This is a genomic window from Paractinoplanes atraurantiacus (genome assembly GCF_900215205.1).
Taxonomy (GTDB): Bacteria; Actinomycetota; Actinomycetes; order Mycobacteriales; family Micromonosporaceae; genus Actinoplanes; species Actinoplanes atraurantiacus.
On the sequence record NZ_OBDY01000030.1, the window covers coordinates 1 to 23,673 of the forward strand.

A 23,673-nucleotide genomic window follows, 5' to 3' on the forward strand; every position below is an offset into this window, starting at 1 on the left:
GTCGACCCCGACCGGATCAGCTTCCTGCGCGCCCGCAACACCGCCCGCCGCTCCGTGTCCCGGATAACGGCGGATTTTCCCCCCTCACCACCTGCAACAAGCCCGTGAACACGCCTGGCACGAACTCGGCCGCCGCGTCCACGACCGACCCGGCAGATCAAGCCCCCGCGCCACCAAGCGCTACAGCCGCCGCTACCCCTCCCGCGGCGACCGACCCCCAGCCCGCCACGTCGAACACACCATCACCCTCCACCGGGTGAAACCCCTACCAGCCCAAACACCTTAAAGAAGCGCCATTGGACTTAAACGGCGTCATGCGTCGAAGTTGTGCCGATTGCATGGCTGTTCGCGGGTGTGTGGTGAGTTGGGTTTGCACGATTCTTTCGAGCGGATACCGCCGTTGATCTGGGATGACGACATCGAGTGGGTGCGGCGGCCGGGTCCGGGCGGGGCCGTTGACCGGGCGGTAGCTGTTGGTCACCTGAGTGGCGTGTCGCAGGCTGAGCGTGTTGGCCGGGCGGACAAGCCAGTCGAAGCGGTCGCGCCAACCGAAATGCTGGCGCCGGCGAAATCGACAGCGCAGGTCGAGCCCGCAGCGCAAGCTGAGTTGGTAGAGCGGGTCGAGCCGACCGTTCAAGCCGAGGCGGTGGTGCGGTCCGAGTCGGCAGTGCAGGTCGAGCCGGCAGCGCAAGCCGAGGTGGCAGTGCAAGCCGAGCCGACCGTGCAAGCCGAGGCGGTTGTGCGGGCTGAGGCGGCGGTCCCGGCGAAGGTCACTGCGCGGGCCTCGTCCGCCGGGCGGTGCGGATATCGGAGCGCTGCCGTGGATCTCGGGCGCATGCGGCGGTCGCGCCGTCCAAAATTTATCGTTTTCGCACGGCGCGGGCAGGCGGGGCACACCTGCAGCGTCACGCTCGCGGGTGGCATCACGCCTTTATCGGCTGCGACGGATTCGCGAGGGTGGCTATCTCGCCCGGCGCCTGAAACGAACGGCAGAAGCCCGCTCGAGGAATCTTGCGGATTGGCCATAAGAAGAACAGGTCATTGCGGCGGGCGCGGCCGCGGTGTGCGGCGTCACCGGACGGTTTTACGATCGCGGGCCGCCGGGCGACGATCCGCCCGGCGACCCCGTTGTGCGGTCTCAGATCCGGGTCTTGGGGCGCAGGTAGACCGCCCAGGTGACCAGGACGCAGAGGGCGTAGAAGGCGATGAAAGCGATGTACGCGGCGTCGGCCTCCTTGGTTGACAGGAAGGACTGGCGGAAGGCCAAGTTGACCAGGACGCCGCCGAAGGCGCCGATGGCGCCGGCTATGCCGATGACGGCGTTCGACAGGCGGCGGGCCTCATGGTCGTCGGTGGGGTGCTTGGCCCGGAAGATGGCCGGGATCATCTTGTACGTGGAGCCGTTGCCGATGCCGGTGAGGACGAACAGCAGGACGAAGCCGGCGATGTAGAGCGGCAGCGATTTCTGCTGGGCGGCCAGCAGGACGATGCCGGCGCCGACCGCCATGGCGATGAAGTTGACGAAGGTGACCCTCGCGCCGCCCAGGCGATCGGCCAGCGCGCCGCCGACCGGGCGGATCAGGGAGCCGAGCAGCGGGCCCAGGAAGGTCAGGTAGGCCGCCTTCACCGGCGTACTGAACTCGGTGTGGAACTGGACCTGGAGCACCTGGCCGAAGGCGAAGCCGAAGCCGATGAAGGAACCGAAGGTTCCGATGTAGAGCAGCGACATGATCCAGGTGTGCGGTTCGCGGAAGGCGTCGCGCATGCCGCGCTTCTCGTTGCGGACCTGGGTCAGGTTGTCCATGTAGAGGGCCGAGCCGAGTGCGGCCAGCACGATCAGCGGGATGTAGATGCCGGCCACGATGCCGGGGTGCCCGGCGCCGAAGACGGCCAGGACGAACAGGCCGACCAGCTGCACCGCGGCCACGCCCAGGTTGCCGCCGCCGGCGTTGATGCCCAGCGCCCAGCCTTTCAGGCGGTTCGGGTAGAACGCGTTGATGTTCGTCATCGACGAGGCGAAGTTGCCGCCGCCGACGCCGGCCAGCGCGGCCAGGATCAGCAGCGTCGAATAGTCGACGCCGGGGCGGATCAGGAAGGCGGCCGCGATCGCCGGGACGAGCAGCAGCGAGGCGCTGAAGACCGTCCAGTTGCGGCCGCCGAAACGGGCCACGGCGAAGCTGTACGGGATGCGCAGGGCCGCGCCGAACAGGGTCGGCACCGCGGTCAGGAGAAACTTGCCGGCGGGGTCGATGCCGTACTCGGGCCCCAGGAAGAGAACGAGCACCGACCACAGTGACCACACCGAGAAGCCGATGTGCTCCGAGGTGATCGAGAAGATCAGGTTCCGGCGGGCGATCTTCTTGCCGCCGGCCTCCCAGAAGACCGGGTCCTCCGGCCGCCAGTCGTCGATCCAATGACCCCGAACCGATGACGCGGCGGGCCTTTCCAGAACGGCAGTCATCTCAGTCCCCCAGCATGATCTTGTCGTCGTCGATGGACACCGGGTAGACCGCCACGTCCGGCTGGCCGCTGAGCGAGCATCCGGTGCGCAGGTCCCAGGCGTTCAGGTGCAGCGGGCAGATGACCTGCTTGAGGTCGATCTGGCCGTCCGCGAGCGGGCCGCCCTTGTGCGGGCACACCGCGGAGGTCGCGCGGACGGAGCCGTCGCGCAGGCGGAAGATGGCGATCATGTCGCCGTCGACGGCGAAGGTGCGGCCCTCGCCGAGCGGGATGTCGTGGACGGAAGCGATGGGCCTCATGCGCGCACCGGAACCTGGGGAAGGACGATCAGGGGCAGCGAGGTGCGGAACTGGCCGGGCGTGGCCGGCTCGTCGCGGTCCTTCCACGGGTCGCGGTAGGCGCCGACCGAGGCCTCCATCGCCGCGTCCAGGTCGGCCGCGATGCCTTCGCTGTCGTCCACGACCACGGCACGGACCTTGTCGATGCCGACGCGCGGGACGAAGGCGTACGTCCGCTCGAGCCAGTTCGCGTTCTCCCGGTAGTACTGCAGGAACCGGCCGGTCAGCACGATGACTTCCTCGGGGCTGCTCACCGTGGTCAGCAGGTCGCCCTTGCGGATGTGGGCCCCGGCCGCGCCGCCCACATAGATCTCCCACTTGCCGCCGTCGATCGCCACGACACCCAGGTCTTTGACGTACGCCTCGGCGCAGTTGCGCGGGCAGCCGGTGACCGCCAGCTTCATCTTGCCGGGGCCCTCGATGCCCTGATAGCGCTCCTCGAGGGCGATGCCCAGCGCGGTCGAGTCGCCGACGCCGAAGCGGCAGAAGTCCGAGCCGACGCAGGTCTTCACCGTCCGGAAGCTCTTGCCGTAGGCGTACCCGGACGGCATGTCCAGGTCGGCCCACACCTCGGGCAGCTTCTCCTTGGGGATGCCGAGCAGGTCGATGCGCTGGCCGCCGGTCAGCTTGACCATCGGCACCTCGTGCTTCTCGGCCACCTCGGCGATCCGCTTGAGCTGGGCCGGGGTGGTGACGCCGCCCTTCATCTGCGGCACCACCGAGAACGTGCCGTCGCGCTGGATGTTCGCGTGCACCCGGTCGTTGATGAAGCGGGCGTCACGCTCGTCGACGTACTCCCCGCCCCACATCATCTTCAGCAGCGAGGCCAGCCCCATCTTGCTCTTGGCGTCCTCGTCGCCGCCCAGCTTGGCGAAGACCGACGACACGCTCTTGAGCTCGTGCAGGCGGATCGCGTTCATCAGCTCCGGCTTGGGCATCGGGATGCCGGGCACGTAGTAGGACGCGGCCGGGTCCTCCTCGACCTCGCCGCCGGCCGCCCACTCGACGATCCGCTGCACCACGCTCTTGCAGGTGCCGCAGCCCTTGCCGGCCCGGGTCTTGTCCATCACGCCGGAGACGGTCTTGCAGCCGCTCTGCACGGTCGAGCAGATGGTGCCCTTGCTGACGCCGTTGCAGTTGCAGACCTGCTCGTCGTCGGCCATGTCCTCGACCTTGACCTCACCGGCCGGCCCGCCCAGGTCGAACATGAGCTCGGCCCGCTCCTCGGGCAGGGCCAGCCCCCGGTCGAAGGCCTGCATGAGGAAGGCGACCTTCTTGACGTCGCCGACCAGCGTCGCGCCGACCAGGCGGCCGTCGCGGATGATGACGTTCTTGTAGATGCCCTTCTTCGGCTCGGCGAAGGTGAGCACCTCGTCGTCGGGGTGCTCGGGCTCCTTGAGGCCCATCGCGGCCACGTCGACACCGGCCACCTTGAGCTTCGTGGCGACCTGCGAGCCGTGGTACTCGGCCAGCGGGTTCACACCGGTCAGGTGGTCGGCGAGCACCTTGGCCTGGTCCCAGAGGGGTGCGACCAGGCCGTAGACCTCGCCACGGTGCTGCGCGCACTCGCCGACGGCGTAGATGTCGTCCTCGTCCTGCACGCGCATCTGGTCGTCGACCAGGATGCCCCGTTCGACCGGCAGGTCGCTGGCCGCGGCCATCTCCGAGTTGGCCCGGATGCCGGCCGCGACCACGATGACGTCACACGGGATGACCCGGCCGTCGGCCAGTTTCACCCCGGTGACCGCGTGCTTGCCGAGGATCTCGGTGGTCATGCCGTCGACGACGACCTCGATGCCGAGCTTCTCCTCGATCGTCTTGCGCAGGGTGTCGCCGGCCGCGAAGTTGAGCTGGGTGTTCATCAGGTGGCCCATCGCGTGCACGAGGGTCACGTGCGGGAGATGGTTCTGCAGGCCCCGGGCCGCCTCGAGCCCGAGCAGGCCGCCGCCGATGACGACCGCCCGCTCGTGCTCCTTGGCGTAGCGGATCATCGCCCGGGTGTCGTCGAGCGTCCGGAAGGCGAAGACACCCTGGTGGTAGCCGCGGCCGGGCCGGTGGGCGCCGGGGATCGGCGGCACGAAGGCGCGGCTTCCGGTCGCGATGATCAGCTTGTCGTACGGGGTCTCGGTGCCGTCCTCGGCGTACACCCGCTTGGCGAACCGGTCGATGCGCTCGATCCGGGTGCCGGCGTGCAGGGTGATGCCGTTGTCGGCGTACCAGGAAAGGTCGTTGAGGAAGATGCCGGACTCGTCCTCCACGCCCGCCAGGACGTTGGACAACATGATCCGGTTGTAGTTGCCGTACGGCTCGTCGCCGAACATGGTGATCTCGAAGTCCCCGCCGCGGGCGAGGATCTCCTCCACCGTCCGGGCGCCGGCCATGCCGTTGCCGATGACGACCAGTCGCTGCCGCATATCAGATCTCCACCAGACCTAGATCGACGATGAGGGTGCCGGAGACGCCGGCGGGCGCGCCGAGCCACAGCTCGATCGACGTGCCGGCGAGCAGGTCCTCGACGACCCGCAGAGGAACGTGCACGTCGCCCTTGGCGCCGATCGGGAAGTACCGCATCGGCTTGCCGTCCCGGACCAGGACGACGGTGACGAGCTCGGCGGCCGCGTTGCCGCCCCGGAAGTAGACGGCCTGCGCGCTGACGCCGTCCGGGACCACGTACGACAGTTCGGGGCTGACGGGGGCCGGCTGGTCCAGGCCCTTGCCCTCGAAGGCGAAGACGCCTTGCAGGAATCGGGGGGTCGAGTGCACCGCTATTCGGTCCCTTCCGTGTATGAGCTGATCGCGACCGCGCACGCCTTGAAGGCGGGCATCCGTGAATGCGGGTCGAGAGCCGGGTTGGTCAGCGCGTTCGCGCCGGGCCAGTGGAACGGGGCGAAGACCGTGTCCGGCCTGATCCCGTCGCTGAGCCGGGCCCGCAGCACCGCGGCGCCGCGGCGGCTGCGCAACTCGACCAGGTCGCCGTCGGCGATGCCGTGCCGGCGGGCGAGGTCGGGGTGGATCTCCGCGCGGGGTTCGGGCAGCGCGACGGCGAGCGCCTTCACCCGGCGGGTCTGGTTGCCGCTCTGGTACTGCTGCATGTTGCGGCCGGTCGTCAGGACGTACGGGAAAAGCTTGTCCGGCATCTCCGCCGGATCCCGGTGATCCACTTTGATGAATGTGGCGCGTCCCGACGGCGTCGGAAAGCCGTCGGCGAACAGCCTCGGCGTGCCCGGGTGGTCCTCGGCGGGGCACGGCCAGAAGACGCCGTCCTCGTTCTCGATGCGCTCGTAGGTGATGCCGCTGTAGTCCGCGATGCCGCCGGCGCTGGCCCGGCGCAGTTCCTCGAACACCGTGCGCGGGTCGCTGCTGAAGAACTTCCCGCGGCCCAGCCTCTCCGCCAGCTCCGTGAGCATCTCCAGGTCGGTGCGTACGTCCGGCGGCGGGGGCAGGGCCCGCTTGCGCCGCAGCACCCGGCCCTCGAGGTTGGTCATCGTGCCCTCCTCCTCGGCCCACTGGGCGGTCGGGAGGACGACGTCGGCCAGCTCGGCCGTCTCGGACAGGAAGATGTCGGAAACAACCAGGAAATCCAGCGCCCGCAGCCGGTCCAGGATCCGGTTGCTGTGCGGGGCCGAGACGGCGATGTTGCTGGCCAGGACCATCAGCACCCGGACGCCGCCGTCAGTGCCGAGACGATCGAGCATTTCGTACGCGCTCAGGCCGGGCTTCGGGAGCTCGTCCTCCTCGATCCCCCACACCGCGGCCACATGCGCCCGGGCCGCGGGGTCGTCGAGCTTGCGATATCCGGGGAGCTGGTCGGCCTTCTGGCCGTGCTCGCGGCCGCCCTGGCCGTTGCCCTGCCCGGTGATCGTCCCGTAGCCCGAGTACGGCTTGCCGACCAGGCCGAGCGCGAGGGCCAGGTTGAGCCAGGCCTGCGCGGTGTCGGTGCCGTTGCTGTGCTGCTCGGCGCCGCGCGCGGTCAGGATCATCGCCGGCCCGTTGGTGGCCAGCAGCCGTACGGTCTCGCGGATCTTGGTCTCCGGCACGCCGGTCATCCGCTCGACCCGCTCGGGCCAGTAGGCGTTGGTGGCCGCCTTCACGGCCTCGAAGCCGGTGGTGCGCTCCGCGATGTAGGCCTCGTCGACGAAGCCCTCGCGGATCGCGATGTGCAGCATGCCGTTGGCCAGGGCCAGATCCGTGCCGGGCAGCGGCTGAAGGTGCAGGTGGGCACCGTTCGCGGTGGCCGTGCGGCGCGGGTCGACGACGATGTGCTTGGCGCCGGCGGCGCGCCCGGTGTCCAGGTATTGCATGGACGGCGGCATCGCGTCGGCCGGGTTGGCGCCGACGAGCAGAACCGTGCGCGCCTCGGCCACGTCCTCCAGCGGGAAAGGCAGCCCGCGATCCACGCCGAACGCGCGATTGGCCGCCGTCGCCGCCGACGACATGCAGAACCGGCCGTTGTAGTCGATCGACGCCGATCGCAGCGCCACCCGCACGAACTTGCCGAGCGCGTACGCCTTCTCATTGGTCAGCCCGCCACCGCCGAACGCGCCGACACTGTCCCGGCCGTACGTTTCCTGGCTATTGACAATGGCGTCGGTGATAAGGCTGAGCGCCTCGTCCCAGGTCGCCTCCCGAAGCGGGCTGGTGCGATCCCCCGGCGTCTTGCGAACCAGCGGAGTCAGCAGCCGATCCCGGTGATCCAGCAGGTCAGCGGCGGTGAAACCCTTGGCGCAGAGGCCACCCTTGTTGACCGGGAATTCGCGCGGCTCGAGCTTCACCACGGGAATACCCGGGGTCAAGGTCATGCCGCACTGCAATGCGCAGTAGGGGCAATGCGTATCGGTTGCCGTCACGCTCATCATTTTTGCGAGCGTTTGTTTACCGCCGAGTCCTCGGCCGTTGCCGTGACGTACGGAAAAACCTACAAACGACTTTCGGCGGTTGTGAGGAGAGCGGACTCGTACCGGCTCAGCACCAGATCGGTGGTGATCGGGTCGAGGCAGAGGGGCGGGGTGACCCAGTCGGCGCCGGCCTGGTGCAGTTTGCGGTAGAACAGGCCGTCGGCGAGCAGGTAGGAGGCGATGGCGATCTTCTTGGCGCCGCTTTTGCGGAGGCCGGCCACGACGTCGGCGACCTTGGGATCATGGCCGGCGACATATCCGACATGAGCGCCTAGTTTCGCGGCCAGATCGTCGATGTCGGCACGCCAAGCCGGATCCGAAGAACCCGCGGCGGCCAGAACAACGGCATCGGCGCCGCGCGGGAGGCGGCGGATCATGCTGTCGAGCAGGGCGTCGTCGGGGCCGAGGGTGCGGGTCACGGGTATGGGGCGGGCGGCCACGGCTTCCGCGATGTCGACGCGCACGTGGTAGCCGGCGGAAAGAAGCAGGGGCACCACGACGGCGTCGCCGACCAGCGGGACCACGTCGGCGACCTTGGGCTCCTGCACGTCGACGTAGGTGAGGCGGACGTCGAGGCCGGGGCGGCGGGCGGCCACCCGGGCGACGAGGTCGCGGATCTGGGCTTGGCCGTGCGGGCTGCGCGTTCCGTGGGCAACCGCGATCAGAGTAGGCATGCCTGGCCTTTCAGGAGAAAAGACCGCGCCGTTGCGGACCGATTTTACGGACAAATCCGATAAGTCGGGAGGGAGGGGTCGGTCAGGCGGCGGGCTCGTCCAGGCGGAGCCGGTAGCCGCGCTTGATGACGGTCTCGATGTGGCGGCCGGAGCCGAGCGCCGTCCGCAACCGGGCCACCGCGACGTCGACCGCGTGGCCGTCGTTGCCCCGGGGCAAGGCCGCGATCAGCTGATCCTTCGAGACCACGACGCCGGGACGGGCCGCGAGCGCCGTCAGGATCGCCATCGCGGCCGGGGCCAGCGAGTGCGGCACCTCGTCGATCAGCACCGCGTGCCCGCGCATCTCCAGCGTCGACCCGGCCACCTTCAGCTTCACCGACCGTTTCGGCAGCTCGTCCGTGACCGTCTTGATCAGCGCACCGAGCCGGAACCTCTCCGGCATCACCACCGGCACGCCCAGCTCGATCAGCGGGGCCGCCGTCACCGGGCCCACGCACGCGGCCAGCGTCCCCGACGCGAAACGGTCGAGCACCGCCTCCCGCGACGCCCCGGCCAGGTTCAGGAACGATTTCACCGCGGGCGCACTCGTGAACGTGACCGCGTCGATCTGCCCGGCCGTGATCTGCTCGACCAGACGGCGTACCGGCGCCGTGTCCGAAGGTGGAACCCAGCGGTAGACCGGCACCTCGACGACCGCCGCGCCCGCCTGCCGCAGCGCCGCCACGAACTCGGTCTGCGGCTCCCCGTGCTCCTGCACCGCGATCCGCAGCCCCGCGATGCCCTCTTCCAGCAGCCGGGACAGCACTTCCTCGGTGGCCTCGGTCTTGGCCGCCCACTCCTCGCTGAGCCCGGCCGCCCGTACGGCCCCGCAGGGTTTGGGCCCTCGGGCGACGATCCGGGCGCCCCGGAGCACCTCGCGCAGCTGCTCGGCCATTCCCCAGCCTTCGGCCGCTTCCAGCCAGCCCCGGAAGCCGAAGCCCGTGGTCGCCACGACGAGGTCCGGCGCCAGCCCGATGCAGGCCGCGGTCGCCGCGTGCAGCGCCTCGTCGTCGATGAGCGGCACGATGCTGATCGCCGAGGCGGTGACGACCCGGGCGCCGCGCCGCTGCAGCAGCGCGGTCATCTCGTCACGGCGCCGCTCGGCGGTGACCGCGACGGTGAACCCCGTCAGCGCCCCTTCGTCCATCCACACTCCCAGGAAGTAGTTCACGCCAGCCTGTCCACGATCCGTTACCGGAACGTCGAACCTTTGTTTCGGCCTGAATAACGCGTGATCACTTTCCACCTGATGGAAGATGATGATCTAGTCGGCTTCCTCAACGATCTTGCGAACTGTCGCCAGCAGATTGAACACCTCGATGCGGCCGTCCAAGAAGCCCATCCGGTAATCCGCCCCGGTGTCGGGGTGCTGCGCCCGGGACAGGTCGCGGCGCGCGGCCATGCCGTCGGCGCGACCCGTCTCGTACGCCAGAAGTGCGTCGTCCATCAGTTGTTCTTGCCGTCCAGGGCACGGCGGATCGCGGCGAGCAGGTTCTCCTCGAACGCGGACACCTGGCCGTCGACGAGACCGACCATGTAGTCGGGGTCCTCGGCTCGCGCCTCGTCCTTGCGACGGCCGGCGAGCCCGTCGGCCCGTCCGTCCTCGTACGCCACCAGGGCACTGTCAGCGCTGTCCATGCATCCTCCCCGAACGCCTCGTCGCCGCGCTCGAGCGCAGACACCGCGATCCAATCTCCCACGCGATGACAGCACCGCCCACCGGCTGAATCGGCCGGGCGGAAATCCTAAAGTCCCAGGTCAAGGGCCGATTCAGATGAATTACTGCGCGTTGGAAAACAATCACGCAGCGGCAGGGAGCAGGCCCGAGCGCCGCCACAGCGCGCGACCCGGACCATCGATCAAATCAAGATCTTCCAGGTACCCCACCACGCGCTCCCCGGCCCAGCGGACGGTCTCCTGGAAATGCGGGTTGGCGTCGGCCAGCCGCTTGCCCTCGGCCGGCGAGAGTCCGATCGAGCGGTACACGGCCGGGTGGATCAGGCGCGTGCCGCAGAGATAGGCCGCCCGCGCGATCACCACCTTGTCGAAGGTGAGCCGCCCCTTGCCGGCCTCGCGCACCTGCCGGGCCAGCTCCTCGCGCGCGTACCGGACGTGCCGCGCCTCCTCGACCACGTGGATCCGCGACACCATCCGGACCAGCGGCTGCACCTGCTCGTCGGCCATCGCCTCGCGCTGGAGCGTGTCCAGGATCTCCTCGCAGATCAGGATCGCCGCGAACATCCGAGGGCCGGTGCCGGTGGCCGCGATCCACTTGCCCAGCCACGCGTTGACACCGTCGGGCCGGTACACCGGCGTACCCAGAGCGCTGATCATCTTGCCGAACATGACCGAGTGCCGGCACTCGTCGGCGACCTCGGTCAGTGCGTACTGGGCGTGGGCGGCGGTCGGGTCCTGCTTGTAGTAGCCGCGGATGAGCAGCTGCATGAGGATCGTCTCGAACCAGACGCCGAGCCCGGCGATGCTGGCCACCTCGTGCCGGGTCAGGGTGATCCGCTGCTGTTCGGTCAGCCGCTCCCAGGTGGAAGTGCCGTAAAGGCTGGACCGGTGCGGCGGTACGAAGTACTTGCCCTCGACGAACGGCGCCTCCCAGTCGATCTCCACTTCGGGGTCGTACGAGTGCTCCGCGGACGACCTCAGGAGCCGGGTGGCGGTGCGATCGCGATCCATCAGAACCCTCCCGGGGACTGTGAGGTACTTGACGTTACCTCGGGTAACAGTTACTTCTAGTACTATGAACACGGATGAGACACCGGTCAATACGGATGGCCGTAAAGGCCGCTGGGCCGGCCACCGTGAGCAGCGCCGGGCCGAGCTCACCGAAGCGGCGATCGAGGCGATCCGCCTGCACGGCCCCGAGGTCGGCATGGACGCCATCGCCGCTCACGCGAAGGTCAGCAAGCCGGTGCTCTACCGCTACTTCGCCGACAAGTCCGAGCTGTGGCTGGCGGTCGGGCAACAGGCGGCCGGCATGGTGCTCGACGCGATCGTTCCGGCCGTGGCCGCGGTCCGTGAGGAGCGGGCGGCGGTCGGCGCGGCCATCGACGCCTACCTCGGGCACATCGCGGCCGACACCAACCTCTACCAGTTCGTCGTGCACCAGCCCGAGATCGCCCGCGGACGCGACGTCGTGGCCGACGTGGTCGACACGGTCGCCAGCGGCCTGGCCCGGATCCTGGGCGACCGGCTGCGGGCCCGGGGGCTCGACTCCGGGGCGGCGCTGCCCTGGGCGTACGGCGTGGTGGGTTATGTCCAGGCCGTCGGCGACTGGTGGCTGCGGCAGCAGCAGCCGATCAGCCGCGAGGCGCTCGGCGACTATCTGACGACGTTCCTGTGGGGCGGCGTTGCGGGACTTCAGCAGGCGGCGGACGTGCCGGGCGGGCTCGCCGCGTACCGGGAGGAGACCAGCTTTGGCCAGTCTTGACGAGGAATACAACGGTCCTGAGGAGGAGTACCGGGGACCGGCCACGCTGCACGACGGCGAGGCGGACCATCCGGTCGAGATCCGGCTGTCGGCCCGGTTCGAGCCGGTCGAGGGCCGCTTTCGATGGGCCGGGCGCACGGCGCCCGACGAGACGCTGCGGGAACGCGTGGCGGGCGGGTTACGCCAGGCGTCCCTCGCGCTTCCAGGGTCAACAGCGGTTGATGTACGCCTGAGCGAGCCCGACCCGTGGGGCGGCATCCGCCTGTCCGGCACGGGCACGCCGCCTTGGTTCCGGGGGTTTTCGGTATGACCGACCACTTCGACGTCATCATCATCGGCGCGGGTCTCTCGGGCATCGGCGCGGCGTGGCGCTTGCAGGAGTCGGGGCTCGGGAAGACGTACGCCATCCTGGAAGCCCGGGACGCGATCGGCGGAACCTGGGACCTGTTCCGCTATCCCGGCGTCCGGTCCGACTCGGACATGTTCACGCTGAGCTACCCGTTCCGGCCCTGGCGCGACACCCAGTCGCTCGCCTCCGGCGACAAGATCCGCGACTACATCCGGGCCACCGCCGACGAGGGCGGCATCAGCCGGCACATCCGCTTCAACTCCAAGGTGGTGGCGGCCGACTGGGACTCCGACGAGGCCCACTGGACCCTGACCATCGCCGACGGCTCGACGCTGACCTGTTCTTTCCTGTACGCCTGCTCGGGCTACTACAACTACGACCGCGGCTACCAGCCGGACTTCCCGGGCCTCGACGAGTACGAGGGACAGCTGGTCCACCCGCAGTTCTGGCCCGACGGCCTCGACTACCGCGGCAAGCGGGTCGTCGTGATCGGCAGCGGCGCGACCGCGGTGACGCTGGTGCCGGCGATGGCGCCCGAGGCGGCGCACGTGACGATGCTGCAGCGCTCCCCCTCGTACCTCACCTCGCTGCCCTCACACGACGTGGTGGCCCGTGCCCTGCTGCGGGTGCTGCCCGGCGCCGCGGCCAGCCGGATCGCGCGCGCCAAGAACATCGTGATGACGCAGGGCTTCTACCAGCTGGCCCGGCGCCAGCCCGACCGCGTGCGCAAGGTGCTGCGGTCGCTCGCCGTCAAAGGGCTCGGCGACGAGGCGTACGTGGACGAGCACTTCAAGCCCTCCTACAACCCGTGGGACCAGCGCCTGTGCGTGATTCCCGAGGGCGACCTCTACACCGAGATCAAGGCGGGCCGGGCCTCGGTGGTGACCGACCACATCGACGCCTTCGTCCCGAACGGCATCCGGCTGAAGTCGGGCCAGGTGCTCGAGGCCGACATCGTGGTCTCGGCGACCGGCCTGTCGCTGCTGCCCATCGGTGGGGTCGAAGTCAGCGTCGACGGTACGCCGGTGCAGCTCGGCGACCAGGCGGCCTACCGGGGCGTGATGCTGAGCGGCGTACCCAATCTGGCCTACTGCATCGGCTATGTGAACGCCTCGTGGACGCTGCGGGCCGACCTCTCGCACCGCTACGTCATGAAGCTCCTGCGGCACATGGACCGCAACCGCCTAGGCGTGGCCACTCCTGCGACACCCGGCGATTCCGGGCGCCCCTTGCTCGACCTGTCGTCGGGATATGTGCAGCGCGCCCTCGACGACTGGCCCCGCCAGGGCGTCCGAGCCCCGTGGCTGGTACGCCAGAACTACCTGCGCGACGTCCTGACCACCCCCCGAGCCGACGTCACCCGCGACATGCGCTTCCGCCGAGCGGCCTTCCCGTCCCACCGCGCGACCGCCACCGCCTCTCCCTCCGTTGCCTCCCAGAAGGGCCCCACCCCATGACCCGTCTCGGACATTTCCGATTTGCCGGTCATACGGCCGTCGTGACCGGCGCGGCGAGCGGCATCGGCGAGCAGCTCGCCTACCAACTCGGCGAGCTCGGCAGCCACCTCGTGCTGGTCGACCGCGACGAGGCCCGGCTCAAGACCGTGGCCGACCGCGTCCGCGCCTCGCATCCCGGGCTGACCGTCGACTCGATCGTGGCCGACCTCGCCGACCGCGCCCAGGTCGAAGGCGTCGCCACCAAGGTCCTGGCCGACCATCCGGCCATCGGGCTGCTGGTCAACAACGCCGGCATCGCCCTGGGCGGCCGCTTCGACCAGGTCACGGTCGAGGAGTTCGAGACCGTGATGAACGTGAACTTCCGCGCCCCGATGCTGCTCACCCACGCCCTGCTGCCCGCGCTCACCGCCGCCCCCGGCAGCCACCTGGTCAACGTCTCCAGCCTGTTCGGCCTCATCGCCCCGGCCGGCCAGAGCGCGTACGCGGCCAGCAAGTTCGCCCTGCGCGGCCTGAGCCAGGCCCTGCACACCGAGCTCGCCGAGAACGGGGTGGGCGTCACCACGGTGCATCCCGGCGGCATCCGTACGAGAATCGCCGAAGGCGCGATCGTCGGCACCCACGTCCCCACCTCGGAGATCGAGCCCAACCGCAAGCTCTTCGACGCGCTGCTCACCTATCCGCCGGAGAAGGCCGCCCGGCAGATCATCGAGGCCGTCGCCAAGCGCAAGCCGCGGCTGCTCATCGCGCTCAGCGCCAAGGCCCCCGACCTGCTGGCCCGCCTGTTCCCGGTCGGCCACGCCCGCGTCATGCAGTTCCTGACCACCACCTCCGTCAAGATCGGGGCCCGCCGGTGAACTATGTGGAGGTCCACGGCAGCCGCATCCGCTACCACGCGACCGGCCCCGCCGACGGCCCCGCGGTGGTGCTGCTGCACGGCATCGGCCGCAGCCTGGAGGACTGGCTCCCCCAGCACGACCGGCTCACCGAGCACCGCGTGATCAGCCTGGACATGCCCGGCTTCGGCCTGTCCCAGCGCCTGCCGGCCCGTACGACGCTGACCTGTCTGGCCGAGGGTGTGTGGGCCACCCTGGACGCGCTCGGCGTCACCGACCCCGTACACCTGATGGGCAATTCGCTCGGCGGCGCCGTCGCCATGCAGATGCTGGTCGACGATCCGGCCCGCGTCACCACGCTGACCCTGGTCAACAGCGCCGGCTTCGGCAAGGAGGTCACCTTCGCCCTGCGCATGCTGGCGATCCCGTTCCTCGGCCGCCCCCTGCTCGGCCGCATCGACCCGCGCGTCGCCAAGCGCGTCGAACGCTCCCTGTTCGCCGACCGGGCCCTGGTCACTCAGGAGAGAATTGCGATGGCCGTACGGATCGGCCGCCAGCCCGACTTCGCCGCCGTCTACCTGGAGATCGCCCGGGCCCTGGGCGGCTTCCGCGGCATAGCCCCCCGCTGGCGCGCCGAGCTGCTCAACCGCGTCGTCCGCAACCCCAGACCCACCTTGATCCTGTGGGGCGACCGCGACCTGATCCTGCCCTCGGTGCACCTGAGCGCGGCCCGGGCCGCCCTCCCCCACGCCCAGTCCCACCTGTTCCCCGACACCGGCCACATGCCCCAGCTGGAACGCCCCGACGAGTTCGCCCGCCTGGTCAAGCCCCTCCTGGCGTTGACCGCCGAGCCACCACGAACCCATTCACCGTTGTGACGACCATTCCGGACGCCGATCGTCCGGCTTGCGGTCTACGGTGCCTTGCATGAGCGATATTCCCTGGGAGCCGCCGGTAGCCGGCAACGAGACCGAACACCTGATCGGCGCCATCGACCGGATGCGCTACACGTTCCGCTGGAAGGCCGCCGACCTGACCTCGGACGGCCTCAACCAGCGCCTGCCCACCTCCACTCTCACCCTGGGCGGCTTGCTGAAGCACCTGGCCCTGGTCGAGGACCACCAGATCACCGGCAAGTTCTTCGGCGAGCCCCTGCCGGCCCCGTGGACAACCGTCGACTGGGACAGCGACCCCGACTGGGACTTCACCTCGGCCGCCGACGACAAGCCCGACGATCTGTACGCCCTGTACGACGCCGCCGTGGCCCGGGGCCGAGCGCGCCTTCAGGAGGCCCTGGCCGACGGCGGCCTGGACCGCCCCTGTCCCCGCCCCTGGCCGGACGGCCGCACCCCGAGCCTGCGCCGCTTCGTCTTCGACCTCCTGGAGGAGTACGCCCGCCACGTAGGCCACGCCGACCTCCTCCGCGAGGCGGTGGACGGCCGCGTGGGCGAGGACCCGCCGTCCGACTGGCGCCCGTGAAGATTCCCACCGCCCTGATCGGCTGCCGGGTGGACCGGACCGCGTTCGACTACCAGGTCCGCCTCAGCCTCTCGGCACTCGACCCGGGCGGGACCCACCGGGTCGACGCCGAGCTCGTCATCGAGACACCGTTCCTGCTCGGCGACCCCCACGGCCGATGGCACAAACTGGACCCCGGCACGGGCGCGGCCCTGGCCCCGGCCTTGAACCTCTTCCAGCGAACGGTGACCGGCGTCAAGGTCCGCGCCGACGGAGCCCTCCACCTCACCTTCGACGAGGGCTTCCAGCTGTGCATCGACCCCCACACCGACTACGAGTCGTGGAGCCTCTCCGGAACAGGCATCGAGCCTGTCGCGGTCGGCCCCGGCGGCGAGTAATGGATCATGTCAGCGTGATGGATGCGGATCTTCATGAACGGCCTGCGGGCGACCTGATCAAGGTCTGGTTCAAGTTCATTCCACATGAAGGCTGGCTGCCGCACGACACCGAGGGTTTGTGGGCGACCCAGCTGAGCGAGGACACGGCCCGAGTGGAGAATGTGGCCTTCCTCCAGGACGGCATCGCGCAGGGTGACGTGGTCCGGTTCCAGGTGGGCGATGAGGGTGTGCGCTGGGCGACGGCTCGGGTGGAGGCCTCCGGTCACTGCGTCATCCGGGTTCTGCCTGTGCCGTCCGGCCCGCTGGGTGCGAGCGCGCCGGCCGTCCACGCCGCGTTCGAGGGTTTCGGCTTGGGTAGTGAGGTGTTCAGCGCCGACCTGCCGTTCGTGGCGTTCGATGTGCCTGCCGACGCCGACTTCAGCGGTATCAAACAGGTGCTCGCCGACGGGAAGTCGAACGGCTGGTGGCATTTCGAGGTGGGGTGCGGCACCGACCGCTGGTGGAATGCGGCGCCATCGCGATGATCAGGTTCCGCTTCGAGCTCTACCCGCTGGACGAAGTGTCACCGTGGGGCGGTGAGCAGCCGGCGCTGCACTGGTTCGGGCTCACCGAGGGCTGGTACTGGATCGAGGTCGGCGGGCACGAACTGCTGCGCCGCGCCCGAGCCGACTATCACCCGCCCTATGTCGATTACTACCTGGCGCGGCTCTGGGAAGACGTCAACATGCTGACCCCACAGGTGCTGGAGGTGGTGCCCAGCGAACTGGAGCCGTTCATCGCCTCGGAGCAGGAGGGTGAGTTCGAGGACGACAGCGACGAAGAAGCCGCCGCGTTCTGGCACTGCGAGCACTACCTAGATTTCGGCTACATAAGAAACGCGCCGCGGGTGCGCCTGTGGCGGACCGTCAACGGTGACCGTGATGAAGTCACGCTCGACTGGCGGCATCACGACGACGGCGACATCGGCTTCACCGCCGGACCGGCCGTACGGGTCAGCGTTCCGACCGCCGACTACCTCGAGGCCGTGCGCGCGCTCGACCGGGAGCTGATGGCCGCGATGCGCAAGCGGATCCAGGAGATAGAGCGGCGAGGCGGCCTTCCAGGCGTCGAGATCGACCTCGCCGGGTTGGAGCGGGAGCACGAGGACCGTACGAGATGGCTCCGCTTGAATCTCGCCCGCTCCATCGAGACCGATTGGGCAGCCATCACGCGAGGCGCGCGCTAGTTGGTGATCCAAAAAATCTAGGCACGAAGCAACGAGTCTCTTGACTAGTAGTCACGGAGTGCGGGAAGCTGTCCTCCGCGTCGATGGCAGGCGCGGAATGGGGGAAAGCAATGACCGAGACCGTGTCCTCCGGTGTCGCGGCGCCGCGGGCGTCGCCGGCCCGCGACTTCGACGGGTTGTACAAGGCGTTGTTCGATTTCTATCCCCGCGAGGCGCTGCAGTTGTTATGCGGCGTGAAGCTTGACGGCGTGACTGTGGTCCTGGAAGGTCCGACCGAGATACCGCGGCAGCGCAGTCGTCAGTGCGACCGGGTGTACCAGCTCCAATACGACGATGGGGCGCCGTCTGAGGTTCTTCACGTCGAGGTCCAGGTCAAGCGCACCGAAGATTTCGAGGAAAGGATGGTCTCCTATTGGGCCGGCCTGGCGCAGAAGTACCGCCGGTCGAGTCACCGGATCCAGCAGGTGGTGCTGTGGCCGCTGGGCGGGGGCTATCCGGGCCGGTTCATCCGTGATCAGGCCCGGCTGGACTACCTACCGGTCGACGTTCCCCGCGACCTGGATCCGGGGTCGCTGTTGGCCACACCGTTGGCGCCGTTGGCGTTGTGGTCGCCGAACGCGCCGGACGACGTGGTGGAGCAGGTGGCTGATCGGATCGCCGACGTCGGCACGCTCGAGGAGAAGTTGGTCCTGGTCGAGCTGGGAACGCTCGTGGGCGGTTCCCTGGCGGCCCAGGTTCTTGAAGCACTGGGAAGGAGAGGCATGAACGACGTTCTGGAGCAGACGGAGCCGGGCCGCGAGATCGCCCGCCGAAACCGCGAGCAGGGACTGGAACGGGGCCACGTCGACGGAATGCGTGCGGCTCTGCGGGCGCGTTACGGCGATTTCGCCGACCTGGACGACCTCGCCCGGCGGCTGGCCGAGCGCGATCACGATGGGAACATCGCTCGCATCGTTGCTGGGGCGAGCTTGGCCGAGCTGCGTTCCTGAAGTGCCTTTGACATGACAGACCCCCGGCCGCGAACCGCAGCCGGGGATCTTTTGCCGGTGGGTCAGTGGGCCATGGCCGGCGGGGCGTCGGGGTCGACGTCGAGCGGGCCCGTGCGGAACAGCAGGGCGGCGACGATGCCGGCCAGGACGAAGAAGCCGGCCGACCACCAGAAGACCGTCGTGTAGCTCTGGATGGCGGCCTCGGCGGCCAGCGTCGGGGACGGGGCGTGCGACGACGCGTAGTTGGTGGCCGCCGTCGCCGCGAAGGAGCTCAGCAGGGCCGTGCCGATCGAGCCGCCGATCTGCTGGACCGTGTTGATCATTGCTGAGGCGACGCCGGCGTCCCGGTGCTCGACGCCGCTCGTAGCGGCGTTCTGCGTGGGGGCGAAGACCAGGCCCAGGCCCAGGCCGATGATGATCAGGCCGGGGAGCACGCCCGAGGCGTACGTCGAATCAAGGTCGAGCCTGGTCAGCAGGACCATGCCGCCCGCGGCGACGAAGGCGCCGAGCGGGACCAGCGGGCGCGGGCCGATCTTCGGGGTGAGGATCGAGCCGGCCGTGGTGGCGGTCAGCATGATCGCGCCGAGCATCGGCAGGAACGCCAGGCCCGTCTTGACCGGCGTGAAGCCCAGCACCGCGACCAGGTAGTACGTCAGGAACAGGAAGATGCCGAACATGCCGGCGCCCGCGATGGCGATCGACGCGTAGGAGCCGCCGCGGTTGCGGTCGAGGACCACGCGCAGGGGCAGCAGCGGGTTGGCCACGCGGCGCTCGACGAGCACGAAGGCGATCAGGACGATCACGCCGACGATGATCGGGCCCAGGGTCCAGCCGCCGGTCCAGCCGTCCGTCTCGGCGTTGGCCAGGCCGTACACCAGGGCGACCAGGCCGACCACGGCCGTCACCGTGCCGATGATGTCGATGCGCCCGTGCCGGGCGACCGGCTCGTCCTTGAGCTTGAGCGAGGCGCCGATCACGGCCAGCGCCGCGATCACGAGGTTGACGTAGAGGCACCAGCGCCACGACGCGTACTCGGTCAGCACACCGCCCAGCAGCAGGCCGATGCCGCCGCCGGCGCCGGAGATGGCGCCGAAGATGCCGAACGCCTTGCCGCGCTCCGTGGGCTCGGTGAACGTGGTCGACAGCAGCGACAGGGCGGCCGGCGCGAGGGCCGCGCCGAAGGCGCCCTGCAGCGCGCGGGCGACGATCAGCAGTTCGAGGTTCTGCGCGGCGCCGCCGAGGGCGGAGGCCAGCGCGAAGCCGATCAGGCCGACGAGGAACATGCGCTTGCGGCCGATGAAGTCGGCCAGCCGCCCGCCGAGCAGGAGCAGACTTCCGAAGGCGAGGGCGTACGCCGTGACGACCCACTGCCGGTCGGCGTCGCTGAAGCCGAGGTCGGCCTGCGCGGTCGGCAGAGCGATGTTCACGATCGTGGCGTCGAGCACCACCATGAGCTGTGCGAGGGCGAGGACCACGAGCGCCCACCAGCGCCCGGTGGTCCCCGTCTCGCGTGTTTCGAGTTGATCAACAGCGGTGGTCATCGAGTGCCTTCCGGAAACGTAAGTTGAGGTTGCCCCTCCACATAACGCAGCGTAGCAACGGAAGTTGAGTAGTTCCCTCCGTTTAGATGTACGCTTGGCCACATGCCAGCCACCGCCTCCCGCCCGCTGCGGCGGGACGCCCAGCGCAACCGGGAGCGCATCGTCGAGGCCGCCCGCGAGGTCTTCGCGACCCGCGGCTTCGCCGCCACCCTCGACGACGTGGCCCACCACGCCGGCGTCGGGGTCGGCACCGTCTACCGCCGCTTCCCCACCAAGGAAGCGCTGGTCGAGGCCCTGTTCACCGAGCGCATCGCGGCCATGGTCGCCCTGGCCGAGGAGTGCCTGGCCGATCCGAGCGCCTGGGACGGCCTGACCCGTTTCATGACGGCCGCCTGCCGCGTCCACGCCGAGGACCGTGGCCTGCGCGACGCGATGCTCAGCCTGGGCATGAAGAAACGGTTCCCCGAGGCCGGCGACCGCATGGAGACGGTGATCGTCGAGCTGGTCGCGCGCGCCAAGGCCGAGGGCACGCTGCGCCCCGACTTCGACGCCACCGACGTGCCCATCATCTTCACGATGGTCAGCGACATCGGCGGGGCGGGCCCGCAGGCGTACGAACGTTATCTGCGCCTGGTCATCGACGGCCTGCGCGTGTGCTCGCGCAACGCCCCGCTCGGCGACCCGCTCACCCGCGACGAGGTGATCGTCATGCTGAGCGGCTGCGTCCCCGCGGTCAGGCCCCGATCCGCAACCGCACCGTGACGGTCTCCCCCACGTCGAGCCCTTCCTTGCGCCGCACGTCGGTCTTGATCGGCACGATGTAGCGCCCGTCCTTGGGCCACAGCGAGGTCGTCCACCCGGTGTCACCGATCCGGGCCGAAACCGGGATCATCCCCCACCCGTAACTCACCAGCGACGAGGCGGCCTCGATCTCCCGGCACTCGTCCTCGGGCACGGTGACGAAGTGCCACGGCGCCGGCCCCCGCCAGAACCAGATCTCCCCCGCGAACTCCATGTCCATGCGCCCACCATATTGAAGCGCCGCCACAGCTATCCCAGCGTGAGCCGGCGAATACCGAGCGCCTCCTCATCAGCCGTGAGCGGCGCCCGGCCGGTGGCTTTGCGCAAGAAGCCGGCATCCGGCCGCGAAGGCGACCCGGGCAGCAGCCGGTGCACCACCTCGGCCGCCGAAGGCGTCAGCCACGGTTCACGCCCGATCGCGTCGGCGAGGTCGAGCCCGTGCACGGCCAACTCCAGCACCCGCGTGACCAGGAATTCGGACAGCAGTATCGGATCGCCGTGCCTTGTGATGACCACGCGGCTCGAGGGCTCAGCGCGGCACAGCCGGTCAGCTTTCCGCCAAACGGTCGTGAAGTCCCGCAGGAGCGCCGCGCCGGTGGGGTACCCGGCGGCGTGAGCACGGGCGAGGTCGACGCGGGTGGCGTTGGTCCGGGAAGAGAAGCGCGCGTCCGGCCGGTAGTACTCGGCGGCCGAGATCTCCGCCCGCGGCGGCGGGGCCGCGGCCAGCATGTCGGGCAGCCACGCGATGGCCACCCGCACGTGGCCGAGCAGCTCGCGCACCGTCCACGGCTCGCACCTGGTCGGTGCGTGCCACTCGTCCTCGGAGAAGGTGGCCGCCGCGTCGGTGAGGGACTGCGCTTCGCGCCGGAAGGCGTCCAGGGTCTCAGACACGAGATGATCCAAGCATGAGTGTGGATGCGGGCGTGCGGTGGGCGGAATCGGTCTGGGGGCGCCGGGTGACCGGGGTGCGGCCGCTTACTGGCGGGTGGACGTCGACCGTCGTGCGGCTCGACGCGGAGGACGGGGAGCGCTCCGTTCTGCGGCTGATGACCAAGGAGCCGTGGCGCCAGCACGCGCCGGGGCTTCTGGGCCGGGAGGCGGCGATCCTCGACCGGCTCGCCCCGACGGCGATTCCGGTGGCGCGCAGCCTCGGGCTCGATGTGATCGGTGCTGAGGCGGGCGTCCCCGCGCACCTGATGTCGTGGCTTCCCGGGCGGCTGCGCCTCGAGGCCGGCGGCGACGTGCTCGCGCCCCTGGCTCGGATGCTGGCCGAGATTCACCAGATCGACGAACGGCCCCGCGACTTCCAATCGTGGGCACCGCCGAGCAAGCGCGTTGTTCCACTCTGGACCCGGCGCCCCGCTCTCTGGGAACGGGCGTTTCGCGTCCTCGACGAACCCTCACCGGAGTTTCAGGGCACTTTCCTGCACCGCGATTTCCACCTGGGCAACGTGCTGTGGTCGGGAAATGAGATCACCGGCGTCGTCGACTGGGTCGAGGCGTCGTGGGGCCCGGCCCACCTGGACGTCGCCCATGCCGCGACCTACCTGGCCATGCTGCACGGCCTCGAGGCCGCCATCGAGTTCAGCCCCCACGCGGACGAATACTGGACCGTCATGGACGTCGTCGGCTACCTGCCCGACCCGGCCAAGGTGGCCCAGCCCTGGCGCGACTGCGGCCTCGACGTCAGCGACGATCTGGCCCGGCGCCGTCTCGATCAGTGGCTCGGGCACGTTCTGCGGTAGCGAGCGCGTCCCCGAGCGCCGTCCGGCGGTACAGCACGGACCGCCCGTCCCGCGCCCTCTCCACCAGCCCCGCCCGGTGCAGCACCTTCAGGTGGTCACCCACCGCGCCGACCGTCATCCCGTACGCCCGCGCCAATTGGCTTGTGCTGGCCGGCTCGCCCAGCGTGGCCAGCAGCAGCGCGCGCGACCGTCCGATCAGCGCCGAGAGATGGTCCGGCGCCTGCGGCGGCCCGTGCTCGAGCAATGTCGCCACGCCGCGCGCCGGATAGACGATCGCTTTGGGCCACGGCGCGTCGGCGTACACCGCGATCTCCGGCCAGACGAACACCGACGGTACGAGCAGCAGCCCTTCGCCGTGCAGCGGTGTCTCCCCTCCCGCACGCCCGATCAGATCGATCCCGCCGTCCCGCCACCGCACCTTCGGATGCAGCCCGGTCAGCGCCGACTCCCACCCCGACCGGCTCAGCTCGCCTCCGCGGTGCACGATGTCGCGCTCGCACAGCAACCGCAGCCGGGGCCAGTCATCGGCCAGCAGGGTCTGCCAGGCTTCCGCCAGCTGTTCCGCCAGCTGATCCAGCACATCGCCCGCCGCCAGCACCTTCCGCGCCGCCGCCGACGTTTCGGGCCGCCGCTGAAGATAAAACGCGATTTCCTCCTGTACGGCTTCACGAGGCCCACCGCGAAGCTCCCGCAGGTCGTCCTCGATCGTCTGCCCGTGCCTCTGCGGCGGCGGGGTCAGGAACGTCGCCCCCGACCGTGGCAGCCGCAAGGCGAGGATCGCCTGCATGGCCGGCCGCGACCGCATCGGCTCGAACCGCGGCCGCAGCCGCCGCAGCCACGACTCCGGCACGCCTTGCCGTTGCGGCCCCGCCACCGCGTGGATCAGGTGGTGCAGTTCGAAGACCGGCGACAGCGCGAACCTCGTACGCAGCAAATCCTCCGCATCGACCACGAACCGCTGCACACGTCCGACCTTACGCCTCCTGGCGAAACATTCGCCCGCCGCGGCGAGCCGCCCCAAGCTCGGCG

The 23,673-nt window shown here is 69.7% G+C and carries 26 protein-coding genes; 12 read left to right on the forward strand and 14 right to left on the reverse strand.

Annotation, left to right across the window (positions count from 1 at the left end; translation table 11 throughout):
• Positions 1-1,138: 1,138 nt before the first annotated feature.
• The 10 genes from CRP55_RS41575 to CRP55_RS41620 all read right to left on the reverse strand — a co-directional run bounded on the left by CRP55_RS41575 (position 1,139) and on the right by CRP55_RS41620 (position 11,094).
• The gene (locus tag CRP55_RS41575; RefSeq protein ID WP_097327519.1) at positions 1,139-2,461 is read right to left on the reverse strand and encodes a nitrate/nitrite transporter; all 1,323 of its coding nucleotides are present in this window, start codon (positions 2,459-2,461) and stop codon (positions 1,139-1,141) included.
• Position 2,462: 1 nt separating this feature from the next.
• Positions 2,463-2,759, reverse strand: coding sequence for a Rieske (2Fe-2S) protein (locus tag CRP55_RS41580; RefSeq protein ID WP_097327520.1), 297 nt, complete (start codon positions 2,757-2,759; stop codon positions 2,463-2,465).
• Positions 2,756-5,212, reverse strand: a complete 2,457-nt coding sequence (gene nirB / locus CRP55_RS41585; RefSeq protein WP_097327521.1) for a nitrite reductase large subunit NirB — start codon at positions 5,210-5,212, stop codon at positions 2,756-2,758. Before nirB ends, CRP55_RS41580 begins: the two co-directional genes overlap by 4 nt.
• 1 nt (position 5,213) lies before the next feature.
• Positions 5,214-5,561, reverse strand: coding sequence for a molybdopterin oxidoreductase (locus tag CRP55_RS41590; RefSeq protein ID WP_218854868.1), 348 nt, complete (start codon positions 5,559-5,561; stop codon positions 5,214-5,216).
• A 2-nt stretch (positions 5,562-5,563) separates the two neighbouring features.
• A complete protein-coding gene (locus CRP55_RS41595) occupies positions 5,564-7,654 on the reverse strand; it encodes a molybdopterin oxidoreductase family protein (protein ID WP_218854871.1) in 2,091 nt (696 codons plus the stop codon).
• A gap of 59 nt (positions 7,655-7,713) precedes the next feature.
• Positions 7,714-8,367, reverse strand: a complete 654-nt coding sequence (locus tag CRP55_RS41600) for a sirohydrochlorin chelatase (protein WP_097327522.1) — start codon at positions 8,365-8,367, stop codon at positions 7,714-7,716.
• Between the two features lie 82 nt (positions 8,368-8,449).
• The gene (locus tag CRP55_RS41605) at positions 8,450-9,553 is read right to left on the reverse strand and encodes a uroporphyrinogen-III synthase (protein ID WP_097327631.1); all 1,104 of its coding nucleotides are present in this window, start codon (positions 9,551-9,553) and stop codon (positions 8,450-8,452) included.
• 117 nt (positions 9,554-9,670) lie between these two features.
• Positions 9,671-9,853: a hypothetical protein gene (locus tag CRP55_RS41610; RefSeq protein WP_097327523.1), complete on the reverse strand. Its 183-nt coding sequence runs from the start codon at positions 9,851-9,853 to the stop codon at positions 9,671-9,673.
• Positions 9,853-10,044 carry a hypothetical protein gene (locus tag CRP55_RS41615; protein ID WP_097327524.1) on the reverse strand — a complete coding sequence of 64 codons (192 nt, stop codon included), beginning with the start codon at positions 10,042-10,044 and terminating at the stop codon, positions 9,853-9,855. The genes CRP55_RS41610 and CRP55_RS41615 overlap by 1 nt, the downstream gene beginning before the upstream one ends.
• A gap of 162 nt (positions 10,045-10,206) precedes the next feature.
• Positions 10,207-11,094 (reverse strand): AurF N-oxygenase family protein, encoded by an 888-nt coding sequence (locus tag CRP55_RS41620; RefSeq protein WP_097327525.1) that lies wholly within the window; start codon positions 11,092-11,094, stop codon positions 10,207-10,209.
• Between the two features lie 64 nt (positions 11,095-11,158).
• On the opposite strand from CRP55_RS41620, the gene CRP55_RS41625 reads away from it, so the two are divergent.
• From CRP55_RS41625 to CRP55_RS41665, 10 genes are all read left to right on the forward strand, one after another.
• Positions 11,159-11,848 (forward strand): TetR/AcrR family transcriptional regulator, encoded by a 690-nt coding sequence (locus tag CRP55_RS41625; protein ID WP_097327526.1) that lies wholly within the window; start codon positions 11,159-11,161, stop codon positions 11,846-11,848.
• Positions 11,835-12,158, forward strand: a complete 324-nt coding sequence (locus CRP55_RS41630; protein WP_097327527.1) for a DUF4873 domain-containing protein — start codon at positions 11,835-11,837, stop codon at positions 12,156-12,158. The genes CRP55_RS41625 and CRP55_RS41630 overlap by 14 nt, the downstream gene beginning before the upstream one ends.
• Positions 12,155-13,654: a flavin-containing monooxygenase gene (locus tag CRP55_RS41635; RefSeq protein WP_097327528.1), complete on the forward strand. Its 1,500-nt coding sequence runs from the start codon at positions 12,155-12,157 to the stop codon at positions 13,652-13,654. The genes CRP55_RS41630 and CRP55_RS41635 overlap by 4 nt, the downstream gene beginning before the upstream one ends.
• Positions 13,651-14,508, forward strand: a complete 858-nt coding sequence (locus CRP55_RS53605) for an SDR family NAD(P)-dependent oxidoreductase (protein WP_179855567.1) — start codon at positions 13,651-13,653, stop codon at positions 14,506-14,508. The genes CRP55_RS41635 and CRP55_RS53605 overlap by 4 nt, the downstream gene beginning before the upstream one ends.
• On the forward strand, positions 14,505-15,365 hold the full coding sequence (locus CRP55_RS53610) for an alpha/beta fold hydrolase (protein ID WP_179855568.1): 861 nt from the start codon (positions 14,505-14,507) through the stop codon (positions 15,363-15,365). The genes CRP55_RS53605 and CRP55_RS53610 overlap by 4 nt, the downstream gene beginning before the upstream one ends.
• A gap of 49 nt (positions 15,366-15,414) precedes the next feature.
• A complete protein-coding gene (locus tag CRP55_RS41645) occupies positions 15,415-15,966 on the forward strand; it encodes a DinB family protein (RefSeq protein WP_097327529.1) in 552 nt (183 codons plus the stop codon).
• The gene (locus tag CRP55_RS41650; protein WP_097327530.1) at positions 15,963-16,343 is read left to right on the forward strand and encodes a DUF6188 family protein; all 381 of its coding nucleotides are present in this window, start codon (positions 15,963-15,965) and stop codon (positions 16,341-16,343) included. Before CRP55_RS41645 ends, CRP55_RS41650 begins: the two co-directional genes overlap by 4 nt.
• 17 nt (positions 16,344-16,360) lie before the next feature.
• On the forward strand, positions 16,361-16,867 hold the full coding sequence (locus tag CRP55_RS41655) for a DUF4265 domain-containing protein (RefSeq protein WP_179855574.1): 507 nt from the start codon (positions 16,361-16,363) through the stop codon (positions 16,865-16,867).
• Positions 16,825-17,568: a DUF5984 family protein gene (locus CRP55_RS41660; RefSeq protein WP_218854874.1), complete on the forward strand. Its 744-nt coding sequence runs from the start codon at positions 16,825-16,827 to the stop codon at positions 17,566-17,568. Before CRP55_RS41655 ends, CRP55_RS41660 begins: the two co-directional genes overlap by 43 nt.
• Before the next feature lie 110 nt (positions 17,569-17,678).
• Complete coding sequence (locus tag CRP55_RS41665) at positions 17,679-18,557, forward strand: RpnC/YadD family protein (protein WP_097327532.1); 879 nt, start codon at positions 17,679-17,681, stop codon at positions 18,555-18,557.
• A 62-nt stretch (positions 18,558-18,619) separates the two neighbouring features.
• On the opposite strand, the gene CRP55_RS41670 is transcribed toward CRP55_RS41665, so the two are convergent.
• Positions 18,620-20,098, reverse strand: coding sequence for a DHA2 family efflux MFS transporter permease subunit (locus CRP55_RS41670; protein WP_097327533.1), 1,479 nt, complete (start codon positions 20,096-20,098; stop codon positions 18,620-18,622).
• Between the two features lie 102 nt (positions 20,099-20,200).
• On the opposite strand from CRP55_RS41670, the gene CRP55_RS41675 reads away from it, so the two are divergent.
• Positions 20,201-20,860 carry a TetR/AcrR family transcriptional regulator gene (locus CRP55_RS41675; protein WP_097327534.1) on the forward strand — a complete coding sequence of 220 codons (660 nt, stop codon included), beginning with the start codon at positions 20,201-20,203 and terminating at the stop codon, positions 20,858-20,860.
• On the opposite strand, the gene CRP55_RS41680 is transcribed toward CRP55_RS41675, so the two are convergent.
• Positions 20,832-21,119 carry a DUF1905 domain-containing protein gene (locus tag CRP55_RS41680; protein ID WP_097327535.1) on the reverse strand — a complete coding sequence of 96 codons (288 nt, stop codon included), beginning with the start codon at positions 21,117-21,119 and terminating at the stop codon, positions 20,832-20,834. The two genes, CRP55_RS41675 and CRP55_RS41680, sit on opposite strands and share 29 nt — an antisense overlap.
• Before the next feature lie 29 nt (positions 21,120-21,148).
• Positions 21,149-21,790 (reverse strand): maleylpyruvate isomerase family mycothiol-dependent enzyme, encoded by a 642-nt coding sequence (locus CRP55_RS41685; protein ID WP_218854877.1) that lies wholly within the window; start codon positions 21,788-21,790, stop codon positions 21,149-21,151.
• A gap of 14 nt (positions 21,791-21,804) precedes the next feature.
• Here CRP55_RS41685 and CRP55_RS41690 point away from each other — a divergent pair, with 14 nt between their 5' ends.
• A complete protein-coding gene (locus tag CRP55_RS41690) occupies positions 21,805-22,644 on the forward strand; it encodes a phosphotransferase family protein (protein ID WP_097327536.1) in 840 nt (279 codons plus the stop codon).
• On the opposite strand, the gene CRP55_RS41695 is transcribed toward CRP55_RS41690, so the two are convergent.
• The gene (locus CRP55_RS41695) at positions 22,586-23,665 is read right to left on the reverse strand and encodes an ArsR/SmtB family transcription factor (RefSeq protein WP_245923696.1); all 1,080 of its coding nucleotides are present in this window, start codon (positions 23,663-23,665) and stop codon (positions 22,586-22,588) included. The genes CRP55_RS41690 and CRP55_RS41695 overlap by 59 nt on opposite strands.
• Between the last annotated feature and the right edge of the window lie 8 nt (positions 23,666-23,673).

Bases quoted from the DNA above. Each gene is read 5' to 3' on its own strand.
- CRP55_RS41575 (WP_097327519.1), bottom strand. From the start codon at position 2,461: ATGACTGCCGTTCTGGAAAGGCCCGCCGCGTCATCGGTTCGGGGTCAT.
- CRP55_RS41580 (WP_097327520.1), bottom strand. From the start codon at position 2,759: ATGAGGCCCATCGCTTCCGTCCACGACATCCCGCTCGGCGAGGGCCGC.
- nirB (WP_097327521.1), bottom strand. From the start codon at position 5,212: ATGCGGCAGCGACTGGTCGTCATCGGCAACGGCATGGCCGGCGCCCGG.
- CRP55_RS41595 (WP_218854871.1), bottom strand. From the start codon at position 7,654: ATGATGAGCGTGACGGCAACCGATACGCATTGCCCCTACTGCGCATTG.
- CRP55_RS41600 (WP_097327522.1), bottom strand. From the start codon at position 8,367: ATGCCTACTCTGATCGCGGTTGCCCACGGAACGCGCAGCCCGCACGGC.
- CRP55_RS41605 (WP_097327631.1), bottom strand. From the start codon at position 9,553: ATGGACGAAGGGGCGCTGACGGGGTTCACCGTCGCGGTCACCGCCGAG.
- CRP55_RS41610 (WP_097327523.1), bottom strand. From the start codon at position 9,853: ATGGACGACGCACTTCTGGCGTACGAGACGGGTCGCGCCGACGGCATG.
- CRP55_RS41615 (WP_097327524.1), bottom strand. From the start codon at position 10,044: ATGGACAGCGCTGACAGTGCCCTGGTGGCGTACGAGGACGGACGGGCC.
- CRP55_RS41620 (WP_097327525.1), bottom strand. From the start codon at position 11,094: ATGGATCGCGATCGCACCGCCACCCGGCTCCTGAGGTCGTCCGCGGAG.
- CRP55_RS41625 (WP_097327526.1), top strand. From the start codon at position 11,159: ATGAACACGGATGAGACACCGGTCAATACGGATGGCCGTAAAGGCCGC.
- CRP55_RS41635 (WP_097327528.1), top strand. From the start codon at position 12,155: ATGACCGACCACTTCGACGTCATCATCATCGGCGCGGGTCTCTCGGGC.
- CRP55_RS53605 (WP_179855567.1), top strand. From the start codon at position 13,651: ATGACCCGTCTCGGACATTTCCGATTTGCCGGTCATACGGCCGTCGTG.
- CRP55_RS41645 (WP_097327529.1), top strand. From the start codon at position 15,415: ATGAGCGATATTCCCTGGGAGCCGCCGGTAGCCGGCAACGAGACCGAA.
- CRP55_RS41655 (WP_179855574.1), top strand. From the start codon at position 16,361: ATGGATGCGGATCTTCATGAACGGCCTGCGGGCGACCTGATCAAGGTC.
- CRP55_RS41665 (WP_097327532.1), top strand. From the start codon at position 17,679: ATGACCGAGACCGTGTCCTCCGGTGTCGCGGCGCCGCGGGCGTCGCCG.
- CRP55_RS41670 (WP_097327533.1), bottom strand. From the start codon at position 20,098: ATGACCACCGCTGTTGATCAACTCGAAACACGCGAGACGGGGACCACC.
- CRP55_RS41675 (WP_097327534.1), top strand. From the start codon at position 20,201: ATGCCAGCCACCGCCTCCCGCCCGCTGCGGCGGGACGCCCAGCGCAAC.
- CRP55_RS41680 (WP_097327535.1), bottom strand. From the start codon at position 21,119: ATGGACATGGAGTTCGCGGGGGAGATCTGGTTCTGGCGGGGGCCGGCG.
- CRP55_RS41690 (WP_097327536.1), top strand. From the start codon at position 21,805: ATGAGTGTGGATGCGGGCGTGCGGTGGGCGGAATCGGTCTGGGGGCGC.